Origin of the sequence: Nonomuraea solani (assembly GCF_900108335.1) — a bacterium.
Lineage (GTDB): Bacteria > Actinomycetota > Actinomycetes > Streptosporangiales > Streptosporangiaceae > Nonomuraea > Nonomuraea solani.
The window spans coordinates 153,267-177,271 of record NZ_FNVT01000003.1 but is presented as its reverse complement, the minus strand read 5'-3'; the positions used below and the strand labels follow the sequence as shown (position 1 = coordinate 177,271).

The following is a 24,005-nucleotide window of genomic DNA, read 5'->3' as shown; positions in this document are numbered from 1 at the left end:
ACCGACAGTCGGTTTGTAATCCGGGGGGATCACCATGGACGGCATCAGCTACGTGGACGTGGGACAAGGCCCGGTGGCCCTGTTCGTGCACGGCGTCGGCACCAGCTCGTACCTGTGGCGCGACGTCGTCGCCGAGCTCCGCGGCGAGCGCCGCTGCGTGGCCATCGACCTGCCGCTGCACGGCGGCAGCGCCGTACGCGACGACCTGTCGATCCCCGCGCTCGCCGAGGCCGTCGAGGAGCTCTGCGAGCACCTCGGTCTCAGCGACGTGGACCTCGTCGCCAACGACACCGGCGGCGCGGTGGCCCAGGTCTTCGCGGTACGTCATCGCGACCGCCTGCGTACGCTCACCCTGACCAACTGCGACGTGCACACCAACACGCCGCCCGAGGCGTTCAAGCCCACCGTCGACCTCGCGGCCAGGGGCGAGCTGGCGCCGCTCATCGCCTCGGTGCTCGACCAGCCCGAGCTGGTGGCCAGGACCGCCTACGGCGACGGCTACCAGCGGATCGACGATCCGGCGGCGCTGGTGGAGGCGTACCTGCGGCCGATCTTCGCCAAGCCGGACGGGGGGTGCGCCTTCGAGCGCCTGCTGACCTCCATCGACGCCAAGGACCTGATCGCCATCGAGCCGCTGCTCACCGTGCTGACGGTGCCGACGCTCGTGGTGTGGGGCACGGACGACCCGTTCTTCGACCTGAGCTGGGCCCGCTGGCTGCGCGACACGATCCCGGGCGTGAAGGAGATCGTGGAGATCGAAGGTGGGCGGTTGTTCTTCCCGGACGAGCGGGCGGCCGAGCTGGTGCCGCACCTACGCCGCTTCTGGGCCCAAGAGACGGCACAGTCCTAAGATTCGTTTCATGCGTCTCGATGTTCTTCGCCGCTACCCCGTCAAGTCGATGCTGGGGGAGGAGGTCGCCGAGAGCGAGGTGACCGAACGCGGGCTCGGCGGAGACCGGGCGCGGGCGGTGCTCGACGTCGCGACCGGCAGGATCGCCAGCGCGAAGAACCCCCGGCTGTGGCGCGACCTGCTGACCATCGAGGGCGCCGCGCCGCCCGGTGACGCGGAGCTGTCGGAGCTGTTCGGGCGCGAGGTCCGGCTGATCGACGTGCCGCCGGAGGGCGCCCAGCTGGAACGGTCGGTGCCGGAGCGGGTGCTGGCCGAGGGGATCGAGGCCGAGGTTCCGCACACCATGACCACCATCGGCACGGGCTCCCCGGCGGGTACGTTCTTCGACTTCGCGCCGCTCCACCTGATCTCCACCTCCACCATCGAGCGGATCGGCGCGCTCAGCCCGCGCGGGCGGGTCGAAGCCCTCCGCTACCGGCCGAACCTGGTGATCGCGACCGAGACGGAAGGCTTCGCGGAGAACGACTGGGCAGGGCGTGAGCTGCGCGTCGGCGACGAGGTGGCGCTGCACGTCATCGTGGCCAGCCCGCGCTGCGCGGTGCCGACGCTGGCGCACGGTGCGCTGGAGCGCGACACCGAGGCGCTGCGCACGGTGGCCCGGCACAACCGGGTGCCGGTGTTCGACATGGGGCCGCAGGCGTGCGCGGGGGTCTACGCGCGAGTCCTGCGGCCCGGCCGGATCAGAAAGGGCGATCAGGTCACGCTAGTGGGGTGAGGTACTTGTCCAGGTCGTCGAGGATCTTGCCGGCGGCCGTCACGCCGATGCCGAGCATCCAGATCTCGTCGTCCACGTTGTGCGCGTTGCCCGACTCGACCGCCTTCAGGTTCTTCCACAGCGGCCCGCCGGTCACCGTGGCCTGCGACTTGGCGGCCGCCTCCCCGTACGCGGTGTAGAAGACGGCGTCCGCGTCGGCCTGGGCGATGTTCTCCTGGCTCAGCTTGCCGAAGCGCTTGTCGGCCTGGGCGGCCAGTTGCTGCACCTCGGGCCTGGGGATGCCCGCGTCGCCCACCACGATGCCGCTGAACGACTCGGGACCGTACATGCGGATCTCGGTCGGCATGAAGCGCACGATGCTGACCTGCACCTTCGAGAACTTGGCGCCCACCTCCTTGGCCCGCGTCTCGTAGCCGGTCAGGAGCTGCTGGGCCTGGTCCTTCTTGCCCAGGGCCTCGGCGTCGAGCAGGAAGTTCTCCTTCCAGGTGACGCCGACCTTCTCCGTGAACACGGTCGGGGCGATCTTGCTGAGCTTGTCGTAGAAGGCCTGCTGCCGGAACTTGGTGCCGAGGATCAGGTCCGGCTTGAGCGCCATGATCGCCTCGATGTTGAGCTGCTGCAGTGTCCCGACGGCCTTGGTGCCGGACAGGGCGGAGCCCAGGTATTTCGGCCAGGCCTGGTTGCCCTGGGCCTGCGCCGCGCCGACGGGCGAGAGGCCGAGCGAGACCATCGTGTCGAGCTTGTCCGTGTCGAGCACGACGACCCGTTTCGGGGTCATCGGCACCTTGGTCTCACCCATGGCGTGCTTCACGGTACGGGTGGGGCCCGTGTCCTGTGAGGTGGTGGAGGTGCCACAGGCGGCGAGGGCGAGAACGGGGAGCATGGCGGCAGTGGCCAGGCGGAGGCGCATGGGCATTCCTTGATCTCTTAGGTAAGGCAACCCTAAATTATCTCATGCCCGATATAGCGTTGCCGAAATCGTACGTGTGAGAAGCCCGAAACGCCGGTGAAACACCAGCGCGGCGAGATTCACGAATGTGAAACACACCTGGTCGAGCCATGAAACCCCAGGAGAACACGCTGTGGCCACACGTCACATGTAAGGAGGGTCGCTTCGATGATCGACAGCGGCACTACCGCCTGGATGCTCGTATGCACCGCCCTGGTGCTGTTGATGACTCCGGGCCTCGCGTTCTTCTACGGGGGCATGACCAGGGCCAAGAGCGTCCTGAACATGATGATGATGTCGTTCGTGAGCATCATCGTCGTGACGGTCGCCTGGGTGCTGTACGGCTACTCCCTGGCGTTCGACACCGCCGGTGACGGAACCGGCTTCATTAACAAGATCGTCGGAGGACTTGACTTCGTCGGCCTGAGCGGGGTCTTCAACGCGGTCTACGAGAACCTCATCGTCGCGGGCGGCAACGTGACGCCCGAGGCGGCCGCGGCGGACAACTTCCCGCTGATGGTGTTCTCCGCCTTCCAGCTGACCTTCGCCATCATCACGGTGGCGCTGATCAGCGGCGCGATCGCCGACCGGGCCAAGTTCGGCGCCTGGGTGGTCTTCTCCTTGGTGTGGGCCACGGTGGTCTATTTCCCCGTCGCCCACTGGGTCTGGGGCGGTGGCTGGCTCACCCAGCTCGGCATTGAGGACTTCGCCGGCGGTACGGTCGTGCACATCAACGCCGGTGCCGCGGCGCTCGCGCTCGCACTCGTCCTGGGCAAGCGCCAGGGCTGGCGCAAGGAGCCCATGCGGCCGCACAACCTGACCCTGGTCCTGCTCGGCACCGGTCTGCTGTGGTTCGGCTGGTTCGGTTTCAACGCCGGCTCCGAGCTCGCCCCCGACCAGACCGCCGGCCTGGCGTTCATGAACACCCAGGTCGCCACCGCCGTGGCCGCGGGCGCCTGGCTCATCGTGGAGAAGCTGCGCGACGGTCACGCGACCACGCTCGGCGTCGCCTCCGGCGCGGTGGCCGGTCTGGTCGCCATCACGCCCGCCTGTGGTTTCGTCGACCCGTGGGCGGCCGTGGTCATCGGCCTGCTCGCCGGTGTGGGCTGCGCCTACGCCGTGGGCCTGAAGTACAAGCTGGGCTACGACGACTCTCTCGACGTGGTCGGCGTACACCTCGTCGGCGGCGTGATCGGCGCCATCGCGCTGGGCTTCGTGGCGGCCTACCCGTTCCTGCCCGGCCAGAACAAGGGCATCCTGATCGAGGGCGGGCAGCTCAGCCAGCTCGGCCTCCAGGTGCTCGGCCCGGTCGCGGTCGGCGGCTACTCCTTCGTGCTCTCCTGGGTCATCGGTAAGATCATCGACAAGACGATGGGCTTCCGGATCGCCGAGGAGTCCGAGGTCACCGGCATCGACGTCTCCACGCACGCCGAGACCGGTTACGACCTCGGCACCGTTTACGCCTCCGGCGTGAACTCCGCCAACGGTCCCGCCGCTCCCGCTCCCAAGAAGGTGGACGCATGAGGCTCATTACGGCGATCATCAAGCCCTTCAAGCTGGATGACGTGAAGGCCGCGCTCGAACAGTTCGGCATCAAGGGCATGACCGTCAGCGAGGCCAGCGGCTACGGCCGGCAGCGCGGTCACACCGAGGTCTACCGCGGCGCCGAATACCAGGTGGACCTGGTGCCCAAGGTCCGGCTCGAAGTTCTCGCCGAAGAGGACGACTCCGAGGACGTGATCGACGTCATCGTCAAGGCGGCGCACACCGGCAAGATCGGCGACGGCAAGGTCTGGTCCGTGCCCGTCGACACCGTCATCCGGGTGCGCACAGGAGAACGGGGTCCGGAAGCCCTGTGATGGATCCGCGGCGAAGCGAGGACCTCCATCGCAGGACCGCCTCGCGGAGCGAGGCCATCAGACGCTGGAGGTCTTCGCGGCGAAACCCGGACAACGGCGTCCGGGTGGAGCACTACAGGGTTCTCACGACGGATCCGCGGCGAAGCCCGGACAACGGGGTCCGGGCGGAGCTCGGCAAGGGGGCGCAGCAGTGAGGGGAGAGGCCCGTTCGTACGCCGCGGCCCGCAAGGAGCGCGCGGCCGACACCGACCGCTGGCTCAAGGATCTCTTCCGTACGGCGAGTGACGGCGACCACGTCTCGCTGGTGGCCGTCGGAAGTCTCGGCAGGGGCGAGCTGGCCCCCGGCAGCGACCTCGACCTGGTGCTGCTGCACAACGGCCGGGCCGACGTGGCCAGGATCGCCGACCGGATCTGGTATCCGATCTGGGATTCGGCGGTCAACCTCGACCACTCCGTCCGCACGGTGGACGAGGCGGTGTCGGTCGCCAGGCAGGATCTGAAGGCCGTGCTCGGCCTCATCCAGGCCAGGCACGTGGCCGGCGACCCCGAGCTGACCAGGAAGGCCAGGGAGGCGGTGCTGGCCGAGTGGCGCGCCGACTCCCGGCGCAGGCTCGGCGAGCTGCGTGACGCGGCCGACAAGCGCGCCCAGGTCAGCGGTGAGCTGGCCTTCCTCCTCGAACCCGACCTCAAGGACGGGCGCGGCGGGCTCCGCGACGTCCAGGCGATGCAGGCCGTGGCCGCCGCCTGGGTCGCCTCGGCGCCGGGGCCGCGGGCGCGGGAGGCGTACGAGTTCATCCTGGACGTGCGGCACGCCCTGCACGTCGTCACCGCGCGCGGCACCGACCGGCTGGTCCTGCAGGAGCAGGACGCGGTCGCCGGGCTGCTCGGCCTGCTGGACGCTGAGGCGCTGATGCGCCGGCTCGCGGAGGCGGGCCGCACGATCTCGCACGCGTTCGACGCCACCTGGCGCACCGTTGACAGGCTCTTGTCAGGGCCCGCTCCCCGAGGCCGCCGCCCGCTGGCGGACGGCGTGGTCGAGCACGGTGGCGAAGTGGTGCTCGCCCGGGGCATCGATCCCCGTAAAGACCCCGTCCTGGTGCTGCGCGCGGCCGCCGCGGCGGCCGATTCCGGGCTGCCGCTGGCGCCCGCCACGGTGTCCGTCCTCGCAGCTCAGTCACCGCCGATGCCGGTGCCGTGGCCCGAGGAGGCGCGCGACGCGCTGGTGTCGATTCTCGGCGCGGGCCGCGCCGCCGTGCCCGTGTGGGAGGAGCTCGACCAGGCGGGCATCCTTGTCAAGCTGCTTCCTGACTGGGAACGCGTACGCCATCGTCCGCAGCGCAACCCGATCCACCGCTTCACGGTCGACCGCCACCTGATCGAGGCCGCCGCGAACGCCGCCAGCCACACCCGCGAGGTCTCCCGTCCCGACCTCCTGCTGATCGGCGCGCTCCTGCACGACGTGGGCAAGGGCTGGCCCGGCGACCACTCGGCGACCGGCGAGGTCGTGGTGCGCGACATCGCCACCCGCATCGGCCTGCCCGCGCCCGACGTGGAGACGCTGGCCACCGTCGTACGCCACCACCTGCTGCTCCCCGAGACCGCCACCCGCAGAGACCTCGACGACCCGGTCACGATCGAGAAGGTCGCCGGGACCGTCGGCTCGCGCGAGGTGCTCGACCTGCTGGCCGCGCTGGCGGTCGCCGACGGCAACGCGACCGGCCCGGCCGCCTGGAACAGCTGGAAGGCGGGCCTGGTCGCCGACCTCGTGCGCCGCGTCAGGTCCGTGCTGGCCGGCTCGCCCCCGCCCAAGCCGCCCACCCTGTCGCCCGAGCAGGCCGCGCTGGCCCGCCACGGCGGCGGCGCCGTCCGCGTCAACGGGGGAGCGGTCACGGTCGTCGCCCCCGACCGGGTCGGACTGCTGTGGAGCGCCGCCGGGGTGCTGTCCGCGCATCGGCTCGTCGTGCGCTCCGCGTCGTCCGCGTCCGCCGGTTCCACGGCGGTGATCGAGTTCTCCGTGATCCCCGAGTACGGCTCCCCTCCCGACCCGGCGACCCTGGAGTCCGATCTCCGTCTCGTCCTTGCTGGACGTCTTGACATCGAACAACGATTGGCACGCCGCACCCGATCTATGAGGCCCCCTCGCGTTCCAGTCGCTCCACCCCGTGTGACCTTGGTGGACGACGCCTCCACGACCGCCACCGTGGTGGAAGTCAGGGCCCATGACAGGCCGGGACTTCTGTGGCGCATTGGACGGGCGTTCGGGGAGTGCGCTCTTGACGTGAGAGCCGCTCGCGTAGAGACTCTCGGCGCGGAGGCGGTGGACGTCTTCTACGTTGTGGACCGCGCTGGTCGCCCCCTCAGCGACGACGCGCAGAGGGCTCAAGTCCGCGATCAAGTCCTGGCCGCACTGCGATAGCCAACAACAGACAACACGGTCGCATTTGTAACGATTGTGTCCGATATGCCTGATAAGTCAGATCCTGCGGATACCTTGTGGACGGCTTGATGACCCGTTGCTAACGGGACGATTGAGGGGTAGCGGAGCGGTGACTACGGGGAACGGCGGCGGCGGGCCAGCCGTGCGGCAGGAGCGCGTCAAGCGGTCACTGCCGCGACTCGGCCTGCGAAACTGGCGCGTGAGATGGCGGCTCACCGCGCTCATCCTGGTGCCCACCATCGCCGGTGTGGTGCTCGGAGGCGCGCGCGTGGTCGGCTCGGTCCAGAGCATCGCCGACTACGACCGCACGGCCACCGCGGCCGAGCAGGCGGGCCGCGTCCGCGACCTCGTCCAGGCCATCGGGCTGGAGCGTGACACCGGAGGCTGGATCGGGGCCAGCCGCGCGATGCGCAAGAAGCTGAACCCCCAGCTCACCGAGTACAAATCCGCCGTCGACGCCCTGGTCAAGTCCGTCCGCGCGGACCTCGTCACCATGGACGACTCCTACGGCCCCCGCGTGGTCAAGGCCGCCGCCCAGGCCCGCTACGACCTCGGCCGCCTGCCGAAGATCAGGACCGAGGGCCAGACCAACACCATCCGGTACGACTTCCTCACCGACACCCTGCTCAAGCTGCACGATGAGCTGAGCCTGATGTCGCAGGACGTGCAGATCGTCGGCCAGTTCCGCGCCCTGAGCGCGCTCGCGGCGGCCAAGGAGGAGATCTCCCGGCAGCGTGTCCTGCTCCTGCGGGCCTCCTACGACACCCGCAACGTGGGCTCCAAGGAGGTCGAGCAGTTCATCGCCTCCAACGCCCGCCAGCAGAGCGACATCTCGAAGGTGGGCGCCGAGGCCGGCGTCGAGATCGGCACCGAACTGTCGAAGGCGCTGGCGTCGCAGCCCGACTACGTCAACATCCAACTCACCAAGTCCCGCGCGGTCACCCTGGTCAGCAGCAGGGAGCCGGGCGCGAGGATCACCGACAACCTGATCTCCGCGCGGGCGGAGCGCGAGGAGTGGTTCGCCCAGAACACGGCCGCCGTCGACGTCCTGCACGGGATCGAGAAGTCGCTGGCCGCCAAGGTGAACCTGCGCAGCCAGGAGCTGCGCCAGTCCGAGATCCGCAACGCGATCATCGCCGGTGTCCTGATCCTGGCGCTGCTGCTGCTCGTCCTGCTGCTCACGGTCGCCATCGCCCGCTCCATGGTCAGCCCGCTGCGCCGGCTGCGTACCGAGGCCCTGGAGGTGGCCGGGTTCCGGCTGCCCGACGTGGTGCACCAGCTTCGCGTCAGCGGCGACACGTCCGTGGCCGAGGTGCACCCGATCGAGGTCGAGGGCAACGACGAGATCGGTGAGGTGGCCCGCGCCTTCGACCAGGTGCACCGGCAGGCCGTGCGCCTGGCGGGCGAGGAGGCCGAGCTGCGCAGCAACATCAGCTCGATGTTCGTCAACCTCTCGCGCCGCACCCAGACGCTGGTCGAGCGGCAGATCTCGCTGATCGACGGCCTGGAGAAGGGCGAGCAGGACGGCGCCCGGCTCTCCGACCTGTTCAAGCTCGACCACCTCGCCACCCGCATGCGGCGCAACTCCGAGAACCTCCTGGTCCTGGCCGGCCACGAGGCCACCCGCCGGCGCAGCCAGCCGGCCAAGCTCGTCGACGTCGTACGCGCCGCGCTCTCTGAGGTCGAAGGCTACGAGCGCGTCCAGGTCCGCGTGCACCGGGGCACCTCGGTGCTCGGCAGCGCCGCCAACGACCTCGTGCACCTGGTCGCCGAGCTGGTCGAGAACGCCATCCAGTTCTCCCCGAACCACTCCCAGGTCACCGTCACCAGCAGCCTCATCGAGGGCGGCGGCGCGCTGCTGTCGGTGAGCGACACCGGCATCAGCATGACCGAGGACGAGCTGGCCGAGGCCAACCGGCGCCTGGCCGAGCCGCCCGTCGTGGACGTGTCGGTCTCCCGGCGCATGGGCCTGTTCGTGGTCGGCCGCCTGGCGCTGCGCCACGGCATCCGGGTGCAACTGCGCAAGGGCGAGGGCAACGGCCTGATCGCCATGGTGCTGCTGCCGCCCGCGCTGATCGCCGACGGCAGCCAGCCGCCTCCGCCGCAGCGGCCGGCGTTCGGCGGCGGCGCTGTGCCCAGCCAGACGGGGCCGGCGCCCGTGCAGAACGGGACGTTCAGGTCGTTCGGCAGCTTCGACTCCGTCGACAACGGCCGTCCCCGGCCCGCCGGAGCGGGCAGGCACGTCCCGCAGGCGTTCGACCCCGGCCCCGCGCGTCAGGGGCCGGGCACGTTCGACGGCCCTGCCAATGGTCCCGCCAGGCCGGGCGCGTTCGACAGCCCCGCCAACGGTCCCGCCAGGCCCGGTGCGTTCGATCCCGCCAGGCCCAGCGCCTCCGCCGGGCAGGGGCCCGGCGCGTTCGACGCCAGGCAGGGTCCCCGCTCGTACGACAGCGCGCCGGGACCGGCGTTCGGGGCGTTCCCCTCCGACCCGGGCAGAGCGGGCGTGAGCGGCTTCACCGCGGACACCGACGGCGGCTCCTACCGCAGGCAGCCGGCCTCTTTCGACTCCGGAAGCTACCCTTCGTACCCCGGCGCGGGTTCTCGCGCATCGGGAAATGGCGCGTTCCAGACGCCGCCGCCCACGCAGTTCCCGACCAACGACGTGCGCCGGCCCGACCCGGCGCCCTCGGTCGAGGTGTCGCCGTTGGAGCCGGAGCGGGAGGAGTTCCTGCCCATCTTCGCGGCGGTGGAGTCCGCCTGGTTCCGCAAGCCCGAAGAACCCGGGCGGCATGCGGCAAATGGGGGAGAGGCCACACCCGCGCAAGCCGTACCCTCTGGGGAGGAAGCGTGGCGAACGGCCGCCGATGCCGGCTGGCAGGCGGCGGCCGCAGCCAGCGATCCCAGCCTTGGTGGCATCACCGCCGCCGGGCTCCCCAAACGCACCCCTAAGGCGAATCTGGTGCCCGGTACGGCGAGCCAGTCCGCGCAGGCGCAACAGCCGCAGCGGCAGACGCCGGCGCCTCCGGTCTCAGCGGACCGGATGCGCAACCGGATGGCCAGTTACCAGCAGGGCGTGCGACGGGGCCGTCAGGAAGTACGTGGACAGGAGGAACAGAGTGAGTGAGCGTCCCGCCGGGGAGGATGCGTGACAACCCTTAGCCATGAGGCGCACAGGTTCGACTGGCTGATCACCGACTTCGTCCGCCAGACGCCCGGAGTCGCACACGCCGTCGTGGTCTCGGCGGACGGGCTGTGCCTGGCCGCTTCGGAGGGCTTCCCGCCCGACCGGGCCGACCAGCTCGCCGCGGTCTCCGCCGGCCTGCTGAGCCTGACCGTGGGTGCGTCCAGGGTGTTCGAGGGCGGCTCGGTGACGCAGACCGTCGTCGAGATGCAGCGCGGTCTGCTCATCGTCATGGCGATCAGCGACGGCTCCGTTCTCACCGTGCTCGCGGGTCCGGATTGTGACATGGGACTCGTGGCGTACCAGATGACGTTGCTGGTAGACAGGGCTGGACAAGCGCTCACACCGGCCCTGCGCGCAGAACTCCAGGCCGCCAGGACCCGGTGATGTTATGGAACTGATGGGAGAGGGCCGTGTACGGCACTGACGGAATCGGGGAAGAAGAACCCCTGTTCCGTCCGTACGCGATGACGGGCGGTCGCGCCGAGCCGCGCTACCACCTCGCGATGGAGACGTTGATCTCGTCCATGTCGATCCCGGATGACGAGATGGCCATGCTCACCCCCGAGCAGGAGTCCATCATGCAGCTCTGCAGGTCGTTCCGGTCGGTCGCCGAGATCTCGGCCCTACTCCGCGTCCCGCTGGGCGTGGCCCGGGTGCTCGTGGCGGACATGTCCGACGAAGGGCTTGTCCGCCTGCACCAGCCACGCCTCAGCCAGGGACAGCCAGACCTCAACATGCTCGAAAGGGTGCTCAGTGGACTACGCAGGCTCTAGCCCCGGCCTCACGTCGACGAAGATCGTCGTCGCCGGTGGCTTCGGCGTCGGGAAGACGACGTTCGTGGGGGCGGTGTCCGAGATCCTCCCGCTCACCACAGAAGCGGTGATGACCGACGCGTCCGCGGGCATCGACGACCTCGGCATGACGCCGAACAAGCAGACCACGACCGTGGCCATGGACTTCGGCCGGCTCTCGCTCGACCGCGACCTGATCCTCTACCTGTTCGGCACGCCCGGGCAGCACCGGTTCTGGTTCATGTGGGACGACCTCGTGCGCGGCGCGATCGGCGCCGTGGTGCTGCTCGACACGCGCCGCCTGGCCGACAGCTTCCCGGCCATCGACTACTTCGAAGAGGCCAAGCTGCCGTTCGTGGTCGGCGTCAACGGCTGGGAGGGGCAGTTCCCGCACAGCGAGGACGAGGTCAGGGAGGCGCTCGCGCTGTCGCCGCACGTGCCGATCGTGCGCACCGACGCCCGCAACCGCGACTCGGTCAAGGGCACGCTGATCTCGCTGGTCGAGCACGTCGTGCGCCTGCGCGCCGCGTCCGTCAGCTAGATCCGCCAGATCTTTTAGAGGCGCCGTCACCCCGTGGCGGCGCTCCGCTTCTTCACCAGGGTTTCGATGCCGTCGAGCACGCGCTCCAGGCCGAACTCGAAGGCGTGCTCCGGGCTGTAGGCCGCGTTGAGCGCCTCGCCCGCCGCCTGCCCGACCCGGGCCGCCGTGGGGTAGTTGCTGACGTCGGCGATCCGGCTGAGGAAGGGCGCGTGCGCGGCCCACCACTGCTCGTCGCTGACGCCCGTCCGGCTCTCCGCCTGCGCCGCCTCGACCGCGCCCCTGGCCGCCCCGTGCACGAAGCCGGTGACCAGGGTGATGACCGAGTCCATCTCCAGGTCGGACAGGCCGATGCCGTCGATGGCGGTCAGCTCGTAGTCGTATTTGGCCGTGACGTTCGGCCCGAGCGCCGGGCGGCTCGCCGCCACCTGCAGCAGCCACGGGTGGCGCAGGTAGAGGGCCCAGTTCTCCCTGGCGATCTGCTCCAGCCGGCCCCGCCAGCCGCCGGGCACGTCCTGTGGCCTGGCGGTCTCGCCGTAGACGGTGTCGAGCATGACGTCGAACAACTCCGGCTTGCCCGGCACGTACGTGTAGAGCGACATCGTCCCCACGCCCAGCCGTTCGGCCACCCGGCGCATGGACAGCGCCTGCAGCCCTTCGGCGTCGGCCACCTCGATGGCGGCGCGCACGATGCGGTCGACGCTCAGCTCGGGCTTGCCCTTGCGGCTGGCCCGCTCGCTGGTGCGCCAGAGCAGCGCGAGGCTGCGCGCCGGGTCGCCCTTCCCGGAGTACTCAACTGTCACCTTCGTACGGTACACCGTACGGTTGCCTTCTTGAATCGTAGGCTGTACGGTACGGCGTACGATTCGTGAAGGAGGCGGCATGTCAGCGGTACTCGCGCACAACCTGCGCAAGACCTACGGCGAGAAGACGGCGCTCGACGGCATCGACCTGGACGTGGCCCGGGGCACGGTCTGCGGCCTGCTCGGCCCCAACGGCGCGGGCAAGACCACGGCCGTCCGCATCCTCACCACGCTCCTGCGCCCCTCCGGCGGGCGAGCGGAGGTGGCCGGTTTCGACGTGACCACCCACCCCCGCCAGGTGCGCCGCAACATCGGCCTGGTCGGCCAGCACGCCGCCGTGGACGAGGTCCTCACCGGCCGCCAGAACCTGGAGCTGTTCGGCCGCCTCTACCACCTGGGCGGGGCCGCGGCCAAGGCCAGGGCGGCGGAGCTGCTGGAGCGGTTCGGGCTGGAGCACAAGGGACCGGCCAAGGAGTATTCGGGCGGCATGCGCCGCCGCCTCGACCTGGCGGCCGGTATGATCCTGGCCCCGCCCGTGCTGTTCCTCGACGAGCCGACGACCGGGCTCGACCCGCGCAGCCGGACGGAGATCTGGCGGGCGGTGCGCGACCTGGTGTCCGGCGGCACCACGGTGCTGCTGACCACGCAATACCTGGAGGAGGCCGACCAGCTCGCGGACCGGATCTCGGTCATCGACGCGGGCCGCGTGGTGGCCGAGGGCACGCCCGACGAGCTCAAGTCGAAGCTCGGCGGCGACCGGCTCGACGTGGTGGTCCACGATCCGGCGCGGCTGGCGGAGGCGGCCGAGATCGTCGGCCGGCTGGTGCCGGGGCCGGCGGAGATCGACCGGGACACCAGGCACGTGCGCGTGCCGGTGAGCGAGCGGGTGCGGTCGCTCACCGAGGTGCTCGCGGCCTTCGCGGCGGCCGGGATCGAGGCCGAGGACGTCGCGCTGCGCCGTCCGACGCTCGACGAAGTGTTCCTCAACCTCACCGACGCCGGAGGTGGCGCACGATGATCGTGATCGCGGAGAACCGGCTGAAATGGGCGCTGGCCGACGGGTGGACGGTCGCCCGCCGCGACCTGATCCACTGGGCCAACCAGCCGATGACGGTGGTGTTCGGGGTGATCTTCCCCGTGATGATCACCCTGGCCTTCGGCTACCTGTTCGGCGGCGCCGTGCAGGTGCCCGCCGGGACGAACTACTTCACCTTCCTCATGCCCGGCATGTACGGCATGACGATGCTCTTCGGCCTCAGCGCCACGATGATGGCCGTCACCGCGGACGCCTCGAAGGGCGTCACCGACCGGTTCCGCTCGATGCCCATGGCGCCCTCCGCGGTCCTGGTCGGCCGGGCCGTCGCCGACCTGCTCAACTCGGTCCTCGTCCTGGCCGGCCTGCTGGCCTGCGGCCTGGCGGTCGGCTGGCGCCCGACCACGCTCCAGGGCGCGCTGGGCGGGGTGGGCCTGCTGCTCCTGCTGCGCTTCTCGCTGCTGTGGGCAGGCATGTACCTGGGCCTGATCACCAAGGATCCCGGCGGGGTGGTGGTGATCCAGACCCTGGAGTTCCCGATCGGCTTCCTGTCGAACGCCTTCGTCGCCCCCGGCACCATGCCGGGCTGGCTGGGCGTGATCTCGGAGTGGAACCCGTTGTCGTCCACGGTGGCGGCGGCCCGGCACCTGTTCGGGAACCAGGGGTGGGGCGGCGACTCGTGGATCGCCCAGCACGCGGTCCTGATGGCCGTCGTGTGGCCCCTGGTGATCACCGTCGTCTTCTTCACCCTGTCGGTCCGCCTCTATCAGCGCTTGGACCGGTAGAACTCCACGGGCTCCGGCGGCAGCGGGGTGTTGCCGAGGATGAGGTCGGCGGACTTCTCGGCGAGCATCATGACCGGGGCGTAGATGTTGCCGTTGGTGACGTACGGCATGGCCGAGGCGTCCACCACGCGCAGGCCCTCCAGCCCGTGGACGCGCATGGTGTCCGGGTCGACCACCGCCAGGTCGTCGGTGCCCATCTTGCAGGTGCACGACGGGTGCAGCGCCGTCTCGCCGTCTCGGGCGACCCAGGCGAGGATCTCCTCGTCCGTCCGCACGTCCGGGCCGGGGGAGAGCTCGCCGCCGTCCAGATCCGCCCAGGCCGGCTGGGCGAGGATGGCCCTGGCGTGCCTGATCGCCTCCACCCACTCCCTGCGGTCCTGGTCGGTGGACAGGTAGTTGAAGCGCAGAGCGGGCTTCTGCCGAGGGTCGGTGGAGGTGATGCGGACCGAGCCGCGGGAGTCGGAGTACATCGGGCCGATGTGCACCTGGTAGCCGTGGCCGCCCGCGGGGGCCGAGCCGTCGTAGCGGACCGCGATCGGCAGGAAGTGGAACATCAGGTTCGGGTACGCCACCTCGTCGTTCGAGCGGATGAACCCGCCCGCCTCGAAGTGGTTCGTCGCCCCAGGACCGCTCCTGCGGAACAGCCAGTCCGCGCCGATGAAGGGCCGGCGCCACATGGCCAGCGAGGGCTGCTGGGACACCGGTCGGGTGCAGGCGTGCTGGACGTAGACCTCCAGGTGGTCCTGGAGGTTCTCGCCCACGCCCGGCAGGTCGAGGACCGGCCTGATGCCCAGGGGTTCCAGCAGCGCCTGCGGGCCCACGCCGGAGAGCTGGAGCAACTGGGGCGTGTTGATCGCGCCGCCGCACAGGATGACCTCGGACGCCTCAATGCGCTCGCCGTCGCACTGCACGCCGACCGCCCTGGTGCCGTCGAAGAGCACGCGTTCCACCAGGGCCCGGGTCCTGATCGTGAGGTTGCGGCGGTGGCGTACGGGGTGCAGGTAGGCGCGGGCGGCGCTGAGGCGGCGGCCGCGGTGGATGTTGCGGTCGAAGGCGGCGAAGCCCTCCTGGCGGTAGCCGTTCACGTCGTCCGTCAGGGGATGGCCGGCCTGCTGCACCGCCTCGAAGAACGCCTCGAACAGCGGGCCGCGGGCCGGGCCGCGCTCCAGGGTCAGCGGGCCCGCGCCGCCGCGGAAGGCCGTGTCGGGGTCGGCCAGGCAGGTCTCCATCTTCTTGAAGTACGGCAGGCAGTGCGCGTAGTCCCACCGCTTCATGCCGGGATCGGCCGCCCAGCGCTCGTAGTCGAGCGGGTTGCCGCGCTGGAAGATCATGCCGTTGATGCTGCTGGAGCCGCCCAGCACCTTGCCGCGGGCGTGGTAGATGCGGCGGCCGTCCATGTGCGGCTCGGGCTCGGACTCGTACTTCCAGTCGTAGAACCGGCTGCCGATCGGGAACATCAGCGCGGCCGGCATGTGGATGAACACGTCCCACAGGTAGTCGGGCCGGCCGGCCTCCAGCACCAGCACCGACGTCGAGGGGTCGGCGCTCAGCCGATTGGCCAGGGCGCAACCGGCCGAGCCGCCGCCCACGATGACGAAGTCGAACCTCAACGGGGGATCCAGTCCTTCCACACGATCTTGTTCTCTGCCACCCACCGCTTGGCGGCCGCCTCGGCGGTAAGCTTGTCGTTGATCATGGAGCTCGCGACGGTGTTCTGGTCGTCGTTGGTCCAGGTGAAGTTGCGCACCAGCTCGTACGCGGGCCCGCCGGTCTCGGCGAACCTCCTGCTCACGATCTTGTCCAGCAGATACGGCGGATAGTCGCAGGCCACCTTGGCCGGGTCGGCGTCGCAGCCCACGGCGTACGCGGGCAGCGCCACCTTGACGAGCCTCACCTTCGTGAACAGCCATTGCGGCTCGTAGAAATACATCAATAAGGGCGTCCGATTTCTCGTCGCGTTCTGCGCCGCCTTGATCAGCGCGGCCTCGCTGCCCGAGTAGACGACCTTGTAATTCAGCCCGAGGTTCTTGACGAGAGCCTCGTCATTCGTGACGAAGGTCGGGTCTCCGTCCAGAACTTGGCCGGCATTTCCGGTTTTGTCGGTCCGGAAAAGGCTCGCGTACTTATTGAGGTTTCGGTAGTCCGTAATGTCGGGGTACTTTTTGGCCATCCACTCGGGGACGTACCAGCCGATGACCCCCTTGTTACCGGTGAGGCCGGCGGACAGGGCGACCTTCTTGTCCTCGATGAACTCCTTCTTCAAGTCGTTGTGACCCCAGCTTTCGACGATCACATCGACCTTTCCCGACTGGAAATCCCGCCAGGACTGGTCCTCTTTGACGGGCCGGGTGTTCACCTTGTAGCCCAGCTCGTTCTTGAGCAGATAGGCCAGCACGGCGGCCTGGGCCTCGTAGCCGACCCAGGCGTGGATGTCGATGTTGACGGTCCCCTTGGCCTGGGCGATGGTGCCGGGCTCCGCGCCGGAGCAGGAGGTCAGGAGCAGGGCCGCGAGCAGCGGCCCGACGAGCGTCTTCGTTCGCATGGAGGTCTCCGCGGCCGCGGCCCGCCGCCGAACGCGGGGGCCGCGACTCAAGACGGGGTCAGGACGGGGTCACTTGGGGATCCAGGCCTGCCACTTGGCGGTGTTGGCCTCGATCCACTTCTTGGCCGCCTCTTCGCCGCTCATGCCGTTGTTGGTCATGTCGTCGGCGACGGCGTTCTGGTCCTCGTTGGTCCAGTTGAAGTTCTTGACCAGCTCGTATGCCTTGCCGCCGGTGTCGGCGAACCGCTTGGCCACGATCTTGTCGAGGTCCATCTCCGGGTAGTCGCACGCCACCTTCTTGGGGTCGGCGTCGCAGCCCTCGGTGTAGGCGGGCAGGTTGACCCGGACCAGGTCGGTCTTGCTGAACAGCCAGTGCGGGTCCCAGAAGTAGAACAGCAGCGCCTTCTTCTGCTCCTGCGCCTGCTGGGCGCCCTTGATCAGGGCGGCCTCGCTGCCGCCGACGACGACCTTGTAGTTCAGCTTGAGGTTCTTGATCAGGGCGTCCTCGTTGCTGACGTACGACGGGTCGCCGAACAGCAACTGGCCCTTGCCGCCGGACTCGGAGGTCTTGAACAGGCCGGCGTACTTGTTGAGGTTCTTGGAGTCGGTGATGTCGGGGTGCTCGTCGGCCATCCACTTGGGGATGTACCAGCCGATGACGCCCTTGTTGCCCGTGGAGCCCGCCTCGACCGCGGTCTTCTTCTCCTCGATGAACTTCTTCTTCAGGTCGGGGTGGCCCCAGTTCTCGATGATGACGTCCACGTCGCCGGTCTCGAAGCCCTCCCAGGCGAGCTGCTCCTTGATCTCGGGCAGCTCGACGTTGTAGTTGAGCTCGTTCTTCAGCAGGTACGCGACGACGTTCGCGCTGGCCTCGTAACCGACCCAGGGGTTGATCGCGATCTTCACGGTCCCGGCGGACCCGGTCGAGGCGCTGGCCCCGGCCGCCGGCGCGGAGGAACGGGGAGTGCCGGTCTCTACCGTGGCACCGCCGCAGCCGACGGCGGTGAGTCCAAGGACGAGGAGGCCTGCGAGCAGGCGAATCTTCATGTGAACTTCCTCTTTCGGGGGGAAGGACGCCTGTCGGCGCCCTGCGTGATGCGGTCGAGCATGACTCCGAGCAGTACGGTCGCGATGCCGGCCACGAAGCCCATGCCGAAGTCGGTCCGCTGGGAGAACCCGGCGACCACGTCATAGCCGAGGGCCCCCGCCCCGACCAGACCGCCGACGACCACCATGGCCAGCGTCATCACGATGCCCTGGTTGGCCGCGAGCAGGATCGCCTGCCTGGCCATGGGCAACTGCACCTTCCACAGGAGCTGGCGCGGGGTGGAGCCCGCCGAGGTCGCCGCCTCGACGACCGTGGCGGGCACGGCCTTGATGCCGTCCTCGACCAGGCGTACCACCGGCGGGACGGCGTAGATGACGGACGCGAAGATCGCGGTGAACCGGGTGGTCTCGAACAGCGCCAGCGCCGGCAGCAGGTAGACGAACGCCGGCATCGTCTGCGCCGCGTCGAGCAGCGGCCGCTGGATGGCCGAGTAGCGCGGCGAGCGGGCCGCGGCCACCCCCAGCAGCAGGCCGATGACCAGGGTGACCAGCACCGCGACGGCGACCGTGGTCATCGTCTGCATGGTGTGCTCCCAGACGCCGAGCAGCGCGATCGCCAGCAGGCAGGCCAGGGCGATCAGCGCCGGGCGTACCCCGCTGACCCGCCAGGCCAGGGTCAGCACCGCCAGCGCGACCAGCCACCACGGGGCCGAGACGAGCAGCGACTCCAGCGGGTTGAGCAGGCCGTGGGAGAAGACGTCCTTGATGAACGTCGTCACCGCGTACCAGTTGGTCTCGGCCCAGCGCACGGCGTCGTTGACCTCGGCGACGAGGTTGATCGTGAGGTTCTCCGGCCAGACCGGCGGCAGCACCGGGATGAGCGCCAGCCCGGCCCCGGCCAGCGCGCCCGCCGCGATCAGGTCACTGCGGCGCCGCCTGGCGTGCGGGTCGCGCCGGCTGACGGCCGTCATCATCCGGTCGAGCAGCACCGCCATGATCACGATCGCGATGCCGGCCGGCAGCATGATGCCGACCTGGGCCCGCGACAGGCCGCGGATGATGTCGCCGCCCAGCCCGGGGGCCGAGATCAGGTTCGCGATGACCACCATGGACAGCGCCATCATGATCGTCTGGTTGACCGCCAGCGCCATCGTGGACCTGGCCAGCGGCAGATAGACCTTGAACAGCGTCTGCCGCCGCGTCGCGCCCAGCGAGGTCGATGCCTCGACCGCCGTGGGGGAGACCTCCGAGATGGCCAGCGCGCTGATGCGGATGGCGGGCGGGATCGCGTAGATCATCGTCGCGATGGCCCCTGCGGGCGCGCCGATGTGGAAGAACAGTGCCAGCGGCGCCAGATACGCGAACGTCGGCATGATCTGCATGACGTCCAGCACGGGAGTGATCACCCGCCGCACGCGCCCCGAGAGCCCGGCCCAGACGCCCAGCGGGATCCCGATGAGCAGCGACAACAGCACCGCCACCGAGACCAGGGCCAGCGTGTCCACGCTCGACTCCCACAGCCCGAGCACGCCGAACGCGCTCACGCCCGCGACCGCGACCAGCGCGATCCGGTAGCCGCCCGCCAGCCAGGCCAGCCCGCCCATGACGCCGGTGATGCCGGGCCAGCCGAGCGCGTGCAGCGTGCCCTGGAACAGGTCGTAGAGCGCGCCCACGAAGAGCCGGATGTAGTTGAGGAAGTACAGGAAGAGCGGGTTGTCGTTGCGGTGGTCGTCGATCCATTCGCGCAGGTCGGTGACGGCGAGGAACTGCGGCGCCTCGTCGTCGTGCGGCAGTGTCCCCGTGCCCTGGAAGACCAGGTACGCGCCCGCGAACAGGACCACCACCCCGGCCGGCAGCACCCACCTCGGCAGCCGGAGCCCCGAGGGCGTGCTGACCGCCGTGGTGCTCATGTGCCCGCCTTCACCGCGACGTCCTGGCCGGAGAGGAAACCGAGCAGGTCCACCCGGTCGACGACGCCCGCCAGCCGGTCGCCGTCCATGACCTTGATCGGGCGGGAAGAGGCGGAAGAGACGCCGATGGCGTCCTTGATGACCGTGGAGACCGGTAACTCCGGCCCGTCCAGCGGCTCGCCCGGCTCGGGGTCGCGGCAGATCCAGCGCAGGGTCAGCACGTGACTCCTGGGCACGTCGCGGACGAAGTCGGCCACGTAGTCGTCGGCCGGCGCGCCCACCAGCTCCTCGGCCGTGCCGAGCTGCACGATCGCGCCGGCCCGCATGATCGCGATCCGCTCGCCCAGCTTGAGCGCCTCGGACAGGTCGTGCGTGATGAAGACCATCGTCTTGCCGACCTCGCGGTGCAGCCGGATCACCTCGGCCTGCATGTCGCGGCGGATCAGCGGGTCGAGCGCGCTGAACGGCTCGTCGAACAGCATCACCCGCGGATCCACGGCCAGCGCCCTGGCCAGGCCCACGCGCTGCTGCATGCCGCCGGAGAGCTGGTCGGGGTAGGCGTCGGCGTAGCCGTCGAGGCCGACGAGCGAGAGGATCTCGGCCGCCCGCTCGTGCCTGGCGGGCCTGGCGGTGCCCTGGATCTCCAGCCCGTAGGCCACGTTGTCGATCACCTTGCGGTGCGGCAGCAGGCCGAAATGCTGGAAGACCATGCTGACCTGGTGGCGGCGGATCTCGCGGAGCCGGGCGGGCGAGGCGCGGCCGATGTCCTCGCCGCCGATGGTGATCTCGCCGGCGCTGGGCTCGATGAGGCGGGTGAGGCAGCGTACGAGGGTGGACTTGCCGCTGCCCGACAGGCCCATCACCACGAAGACCTCGCCGGGGCGCACCTCGAAGCTCACGTCTCTGACGGCGGCGGTGCAGCCGGTCTTCTCCCTGAGTGCGGCGGGGTCCAGGTGCTTGTCCTCGCTGTCCAGCACCTTTTGTGCCTTCGGTCCGAAGATCTTCCAAAGGCCGGCAACGGTGATGGCCGCGCTGTCGGGAGAATCTCCCACACTCGCCTCCTCGATTGACGTCGCTCAACATATGTGGTGAATAGCGGGAATCTCAACGCCGTGGGCCTGCGGAGACCAGGGTGCGCCTAGCACGTTACGCGTTTGGAACGAACAAAACACCCAGAATCGGACACGTGCTGTGTTACTGGAGTATTTCTCGCGTTGCATGCTTCCGGCATGGAGCGCCAGGTTCTATCCTCATCAGTCACACGACCCAACATTTGTCGCGTTATGTTCGCTTGGCCACCACCCATGGTCTGTGTTCCAATTACCCGCACTTACTGATTTCTCAGGGGTGCAGGGCCCCTCATATACGCCGATTCGGGCGAGGTGCGTTCGGTGAGTACACAGCTCGGCGTCAAGCACGCCAGCGAGGGTGGCTGGCGGCTGCGCAATTGGCGGGTCCGGGCGCGGCTCGTCGCCCTCATCATGATTCCGACGGCGGCCACCGTGCTGCTCGGCGGGATCCAGGTGCTCTCCTCGACGACCGCCGCCGGCGACTTCGCGGCCACCAACCAGTTCGCCCGCCTGTCCGCCGAGGTGGGCGGGCTCACCCACTGGGTGTCCGCCGAGCGGGCCACGACCTCCTGGTACATCGCCAGGAATCGCCCGCAGGACGGGCTCGGCGAGGTCCAGGCCCAGATGGACCAGGTGGACCAGTCGAGCCGGCGGGTGCGCGGCATCGCCCAGCCGCTGCTGAACGAGGCCAGCGGACGTACCGCCGACCAGCTCGAAAGCCTGCTCAACCGCCTCGACGACCTGTCCGCGCTGCGTGAGCAGGCCCTGGAGGCCAACCTGCTGCCTGGCCCGTCCGTCGAGCTCTACACCACGGTGATCAACGACCTGCTGTCCGTGCACAACGAGCTCATCAAGGGCAGCTCGGACGACGAGCTGTTCCGCCAGACCCGCATGCTCGACGGGCTCGCCCGCGCCAAGGAGAGCGTCTCCTACCAGCAGGCGCTGGTCACCGTCGCCCTGGTCGAGGGGGCGTTCGACCAGGACCAGCTCAAGCGGCTGCTCGGCGAGCAGGCCAGGGAGGCCGGCGAGCGCAAGGGCTTCGCCGCCGAGGCCACCGCCGAGGAGCGGCGCCTGTTCGACGAGACCGTCAACGGCAGATCCGCCGACCGTATGTTGTTCCTGCGGGAGCTGGTGCTGATCAGGGCCACCAAGGGGCTCCCGCTGCGCGGGCTCGACCAGGCCAAGCCCGACGACGCCAGGGAGTGGTTCGACGCGGCGACCGTGGTCGTCGACTCCATGCGCGAGATCGAGGAGGGCCGGGCCCAGGGCATCGTGGCGCGCAGCGAGGCGCTCAGCGCGGACGAGAGCCGGCGGGCGTTCATCACCGCCGGCGCCGTGCTCGCGCTGCTCGTGGCGGTGCTGCTGATCACCACCGGAGTGGCCCGCTCGCTGGTACGCCCCCTGCGCCGCCTGCGCGGCGAGGCACTGGAGATCGCGGGCAAGCGGCTGCCCGAGTTCGTGCAGCACCTGCGCGAGTCGCGCGAAGGAGCGGTCCACGCCGAGGTGCCGCCCATCGGCATCTTCTCCAAGGACGAGGTCGGCGAGGTCGCGCGCGCGTTCGACGAGGTGCACCGCGAGGCCGTCCGGCTGGCCGGCGACGAGGCGCAGTTGCGTTCCAACGTCAACGCCATGTTCGTCAACCTGTCCAGGCGCAGCCAGACGCTGGTCGAGCGGCAGCTCACGCTGATCGAGAAGCTGGAGCGCGGCGAGCGCGACGACACCAGGCTCGGCGACCTGTTCAGGCTCGACCACCTGGCCACCCGTATGCGGCGCAACAGCGAGAACCTCCTGGTCCTGGCCGGGCAGGAGGCGGCGCGCAAGTGGAGCGAGCCGGTCGAGCTGATGGACATCGTGCGGGCCGCGCTCGGCGAGGTCGAGAGCTACGACCGGGTCAGCATTCAGGTCGAGTCGGACGTCGCCATCGCCGGGCAGGCCGTCACCGACGTGGTCCACCTGCTCGCCGAGCTGGTCGAGAACGCGGCGTCGTTCTCCTCACGGGACACCAAGGTCATCATCGCCAGCAGCCGCATCGACGGCGGCAGCCTGATGATGTCGGTCACCGACAACGGCATCGGCATGAGCCAGGAGGAGCTGGGCGAGGCCAACTGGCGGCTGGCCAACCCGCCGGTCGTGGACGTGTCGGTGTCGCGGCGCATGGGACTGTTCGTGGTCGGGCGGCTGGCGCTGCGGCACAACATCAGGGTGCAGCTCCGGCGGCAGGACATCGGCGGGCTGACCGCCATGGTGCTGATCCCGCCCGCGCTGCTCACCGCGGTTCCGACCGCGCTCCCGTCGCGGGTCCCGGCGCCCAGGCAGGACCGGCAGGCGCCCATGTACGGGCCGCCGCCGGGAGCCGGGCCGCTGTCCGGAGGGCCGTTCCCCGACGGGCCGCTGTCCCGGCCGCTGACCCGGCCACTAACTGGGCCACTGACCGGGCCGCCGCCGGGGCATCCGTCGTTCGACCACGTGCCGCAGCCGTCGTCCTGGTTCAGCTCGCCGCACACGAACTCGGTCGAGCAGCAGCCGCCGGACCTGTCGTACCCCAGCTTCGCCACGCCGCCCGCCTTCGCCACTCCGAACGCCACTCCGAACGCCGCCCCGAGCGCCGCCCCCGCGCCGTCCAAGGACGAGTTCCTGCCGATCTTCGCCTCCGTCGAGGAGAGCACCTGGTTCTCCAAGGCCCCGGCCACGGCCGACCGCGTGGAGCCGGCCCCCTGGACGACCCCGGCCGACCAGGGCTGGCAGGCCGCCGACGCCGTTGCGGAACCCGCCCAGAACGGGACCACCAGCTCAGGCTTGCCGAAACGGACGCCAAGAGCGAATCTGGTACCGGGCACCGCAAGCCCGCAGCCGCCGCCCGTTCCCGCTCCTCCGCCGTCTCCCGACCGGCTGCGTTCCAGACTGGCCAGCTACCAGCAGGGTGTGCGCAAGGGCCGCGCCGAGCTCGAGGAGGACTCATGAGGGAGCTGAGCCAGGCTGCCAGGGACATCAGCTGGCTGGTCAGCGGCTTCGTGGACGAGGTTCCCGGCGTGGCGCACGCGGTGGTCGTCTCCGCCGACGGCCTGCCCATGGCCTTCTCGCGGGGCTTCCCGCAGGACCGCGCCGACCAGCTCGCCGCCATCGGAGCGGGGCTGGTGAGCCTGACGCAGGGGTCGGCGCGGGTGTTCGAGGGCGGAGGCGTCGTCCAGACCATCGTGGAGATGCGACGCGGCCTGTTGCTCATCATGTCGATCAGCGATGGATCCTGTCTGGCGGTGCTGGCCGCCCCCGACTGCGACATGGGCTTGGTGGCCTACCAGATGACGATCCTGGTCGAGCGTGCGGGGCAGGTGCTCACACCTGCCGTGCGGGCGGAGCTGTCCGCCGCGCGCTCGTGGTGATGGGAGTGAACAGTGGCATCGTGGCACAACGGGGAGGCGGAGCCCGAGCGCA

Annotated in this window: 20 protein-coding genes; 13 read left to right on the top strand and 7 right to left on the bottom strand. The window is 69.8% G+C overall.

What is annotated here, in order from left to right:
• Positions 1-34 precede the first annotated feature (34 nt).
• Together C4V41_RS11855 and C4V41_RS11850 are read left to right on the top strand one after the other, a co-directional pair.
• Positions 35-850 (top strand): alpha/beta fold hydrolase, encoded by an 816-nt coding sequence (locus tag C4V41_RS11855; protein WP_103955880.1) that lies wholly within the window; start codon positions 35-37, stop codon positions 848-850.
• Between the two features lie 10 nt (positions 851-860).
• Positions 861-1,625 carry an MOSC domain-containing protein gene (locus C4V41_RS11850; RefSeq protein WP_103955879.1) on the top strand — a complete coding sequence of 255 codons (765 nt, stop codon included), beginning with the start codon at positions 861-863 and terminating at the stop codon, positions 1,623-1,625.
• Here C4V41_RS11850 and C4V41_RS11845 read toward each other — a convergent pair.
• Positions 1,609-2,535 carry an ABC transporter substrate-binding protein gene (locus C4V41_RS11845; RefSeq protein WP_103955878.1) on the bottom strand — a complete coding sequence of 309 codons (927 nt, stop codon included), beginning with the start codon at positions 2,533-2,535 and terminating at the stop codon, positions 1,609-1,611. The two genes, C4V41_RS11850 and C4V41_RS11845, sit on opposite strands and share 17 nt — an antisense overlap.
• A 207-nt stretch (positions 2,536-2,742) precedes the next feature.
• Here C4V41_RS11845 and C4V41_RS11840 point away from each other — a divergent pair, with 207 nt between their 5' ends.
• The 7 genes from C4V41_RS11840 to C4V41_RS11805 all read left to right on the top strand — a co-directional run bounded on the left by C4V41_RS11840 (position 2,743) and on the right by C4V41_RS11805 (position 11,386).
• Entirely contained in the window at positions 2,743-4,098 is a 1,356-nt protein-coding gene (locus tag C4V41_RS11840) for an ammonium transporter (RefSeq protein WP_103955877.1), read from the top strand.
• Entirely contained in the window at positions 4,095-4,433 is a 339-nt protein-coding gene (locus C4V41_RS11835) for a P-II family nitrogen regulator (protein WP_103955876.1), read from the top strand. The genes C4V41_RS11840 and C4V41_RS11835 overlap by 4 nt, the downstream gene beginning before the upstream one ends.
• 190 nt (positions 4,434-4,623) lie before the next feature.
• Entirely contained in the window at positions 4,624-6,849 is a 2,226-nt protein-coding gene (locus tag C4V41_RS11825) for a [protein-PII] uridylyltransferase (protein ID WP_103955874.1), read from the top strand.
• Between the two features lie 220 nt (positions 6,850-7,069).
• A complete protein-coding gene (locus tag C4V41_RS11820) occupies positions 7,070-9,994 on the top strand; it encodes a nitrate- and nitrite sensing domain-containing protein (protein ID WP_160150252.1) in 2,925 nt (974 codons plus the stop codon).
• Positions 9,995-10,015: 21 nt separating this feature from the next.
• Positions 10,016-10,438 (top strand): roadblock/LC7 domain-containing protein, encoded by a 423-nt coding sequence (locus C4V41_RS11815; protein WP_103955872.1) that lies wholly within the window; start codon positions 10,016-10,018, stop codon positions 10,436-10,438.
• A 26-nt stretch (positions 10,439-10,464) separates the two neighbouring features.
• Complete coding sequence (locus C4V41_RS11810; RefSeq protein ID WP_103955871.1) at positions 10,465-10,827, top strand: DUF742 domain-containing protein; 363 nt, start codon at positions 10,465-10,467, stop codon at positions 10,825-10,827.
• Positions 10,808-11,386 (top strand): GTP-binding protein, encoded by a 579-nt coding sequence (locus tag C4V41_RS11805; RefSeq protein WP_103955870.1) that lies wholly within the window; start codon positions 10,808-10,810, stop codon positions 11,384-11,386. The genes C4V41_RS11810 and C4V41_RS11805 overlap by 20 nt, the downstream gene beginning before the upstream one ends.
• A 26-nt stretch (positions 11,387-11,412) precedes the next feature.
• Here the strand turns inward: C4V41_RS11805 and C4V41_RS11800 are convergent, their stop codons facing one another.
• Positions 11,413-12,186: a TetR/AcrR family transcriptional regulator gene (locus C4V41_RS11800; protein WP_103956516.1), complete on the bottom strand. Its 774-nt coding sequence runs from the start codon at positions 12,184-12,186 to the stop codon at positions 11,413-11,415.
• 79 nt (positions 12,187-12,265) lie between these two features.
• Between C4V41_RS11800 and C4V41_RS11795 the strand changes: the two genes are divergently transcribed.
• Both C4V41_RS11795 and C4V41_RS11790 read left to right on the top strand, forming a co-directional pair.
• A complete protein-coding gene (locus C4V41_RS11795) occupies positions 12,266-13,204 on the top strand; it encodes an ATP-binding cassette domain-containing protein (protein WP_103955869.1) in 939 nt (312 codons plus the stop codon).
• The gene (locus C4V41_RS11790; RefSeq protein ID WP_103955868.1) at positions 13,201-14,004 is read left to right on the top strand and encodes an ABC transporter permease; all 804 of its coding nucleotides are present in this window, start codon (positions 13,201-13,203) and stop codon (positions 14,002-14,004) included. The genes C4V41_RS11795 and C4V41_RS11790 overlap by 4 nt, the downstream gene beginning before the upstream one ends.
• Here C4V41_RS11790 and betA read toward each other — a convergent pair.
• From betA to C4V41_RS11765, 5 genes are all read right to left on the bottom strand, one after another.
• A complete protein-coding gene (gene betA, locus C4V41_RS11785; protein ID WP_103955867.1) occupies positions 13,986-15,614 on the bottom strand; it encodes a choline dehydrogenase in 1,629 nt (542 codons plus the stop codon). The two genes, C4V41_RS11790 and betA, sit on opposite strands and share 19 nt — an antisense overlap.
• Entirely contained in the window at positions 15,611-16,546 is a 936-nt protein-coding gene (locus C4V41_RS11780) for an ABC transporter substrate-binding protein (RefSeq protein ID WP_103955866.1), read from the bottom strand. The genes betA and C4V41_RS11780 overlap by 4 nt, the downstream gene beginning before the upstream one ends.
• A gap of 69 nt (positions 16,547-16,615) precedes the next feature.
• Positions 16,616-17,593, bottom strand: a complete 978-nt coding sequence (locus C4V41_RS11775) for an ABC transporter substrate-binding protein (protein WP_103955865.1) — start codon at positions 17,591-17,593, stop codon at positions 16,616-16,618.
• Positions 17,590-19,503, bottom strand: coding sequence for an ABC transporter permease (locus C4V41_RS11770; protein ID WP_103955864.1), 1,914 nt, complete (start codon positions 19,501-19,503; stop codon positions 17,590-17,592). Before C4V41_RS11770 ends, C4V41_RS11775 begins: the two co-directional genes overlap by 4 nt.
• Positions 19,500-20,555 carry a quaternary amine ABC transporter ATP-binding protein gene (locus C4V41_RS11765; RefSeq protein ID WP_327536865.1) on the bottom strand — a complete coding sequence of 352 codons (1,056 nt, stop codon included), beginning with the start codon at positions 20,553-20,555 and terminating at the stop codon, positions 19,500-19,502. The genes C4V41_RS11770 and C4V41_RS11765 overlap by 4 nt, the downstream gene beginning before the upstream one ends.
• Positions 20,556-20,894: 339 nt before the next feature.
• On the opposite strand from C4V41_RS11765, the gene C4V41_RS11760 reads away from it, so the two are divergent.
• Complete coding sequence (locus C4V41_RS11760) at positions 20,895-23,534, top strand: nitrate- and nitrite sensing domain-containing protein (protein WP_103955862.1); 2,640 nt, start codon at positions 20,895-20,897, stop codon at positions 23,532-23,534.
• Positions 23,531-23,953 (top strand): roadblock/LC7 domain-containing protein, encoded by a 423-nt coding sequence (locus C4V41_RS11755; protein ID WP_103955861.1) that lies wholly within the window; start codon positions 23,531-23,533, stop codon positions 23,951-23,953. The genes C4V41_RS11760 and C4V41_RS11755 overlap by 4 nt, the downstream gene beginning before the upstream one ends.
• Positions 23,954-24,005 lie beyond the last annotated feature (52 nt).

What these genes read in the sequence shown, in the direction of transcription:
- C4V41_RS11780 (WP_103955866.1), bottom strand. Translation starts at nt 16,546, where the DNA reads ATGCGAACGAAGACGCTCGTCGGGCCGCTGCTCGCGGCCCTGCTCCTG.
- C4V41_RS11775 (WP_103955865.1), bottom strand. Translation starts at nt 17,593, where the DNA reads ATGAAGATTCGCCTGCTCGCAGGCCTCCTCGTCCTTGGACTCACCGCC.
- C4V41_RS11755 (WP_103955861.1), top strand. Translation starts at nt 23,531, where the DNA reads ATGAGGGAGCTGAGCCAGGCTGCCAGGGACATCAGCTGGCTGGTCAGC.
- C4V41_RS11855 (WP_103955880.1), top strand. Translation starts at nt 35, where the DNA reads ATGGACGGCATCAGCTACGTGGACGTGGGACAAGGCCCGGTGGCCCTG.
- C4V41_RS11845 (WP_103955878.1), bottom strand. Translation starts at nt 2,535, where the DNA reads ATGCGCCTCCGCCTGGCCACTGCCGCCATGCTCCCCGTTCTCGCCCTC.
- C4V41_RS11835 (WP_103955876.1), top strand. Translation starts at nt 4,095, where the DNA reads ATGAGGCTCATTACGGCGATCATCAAGCCCTTCAAGCTGGATGACGTG.
- C4V41_RS11840 (WP_103955877.1), top strand. Translation starts at nt 2,743, where the DNA reads ATGATCGACAGCGGCACTACCGCCTGGATGCTCGTATGCACCGCCCTG.
- C4V41_RS11770 (WP_103955864.1), bottom strand. Translation starts at nt 19,503, where the DNA reads ATGAGCACCACGGCGGTCAGCACGCCCTCGGGGCTCCGGCTGCCGAGG.
- C4V41_RS11850 (WP_103955879.1), top strand. Translation starts at nt 861, where the DNA reads ATGCGTCTCGATGTTCTTCGCCGCTACCCCGTCAAGTCGATGCTGGGG.
- C4V41_RS11790 (WP_103955868.1), top strand. Translation starts at nt 13,201, where the DNA reads ATGATCGTGATCGCGGAGAACCGGCTGAAATGGGCGCTGGCCGACGGG.
- C4V41_RS11795 (WP_103955869.1), top strand. Translation starts at nt 12,266, where the DNA reads ATGTCAGCGGTACTCGCGCACAACCTGCGCAAGACCTACGGCGAGAAG.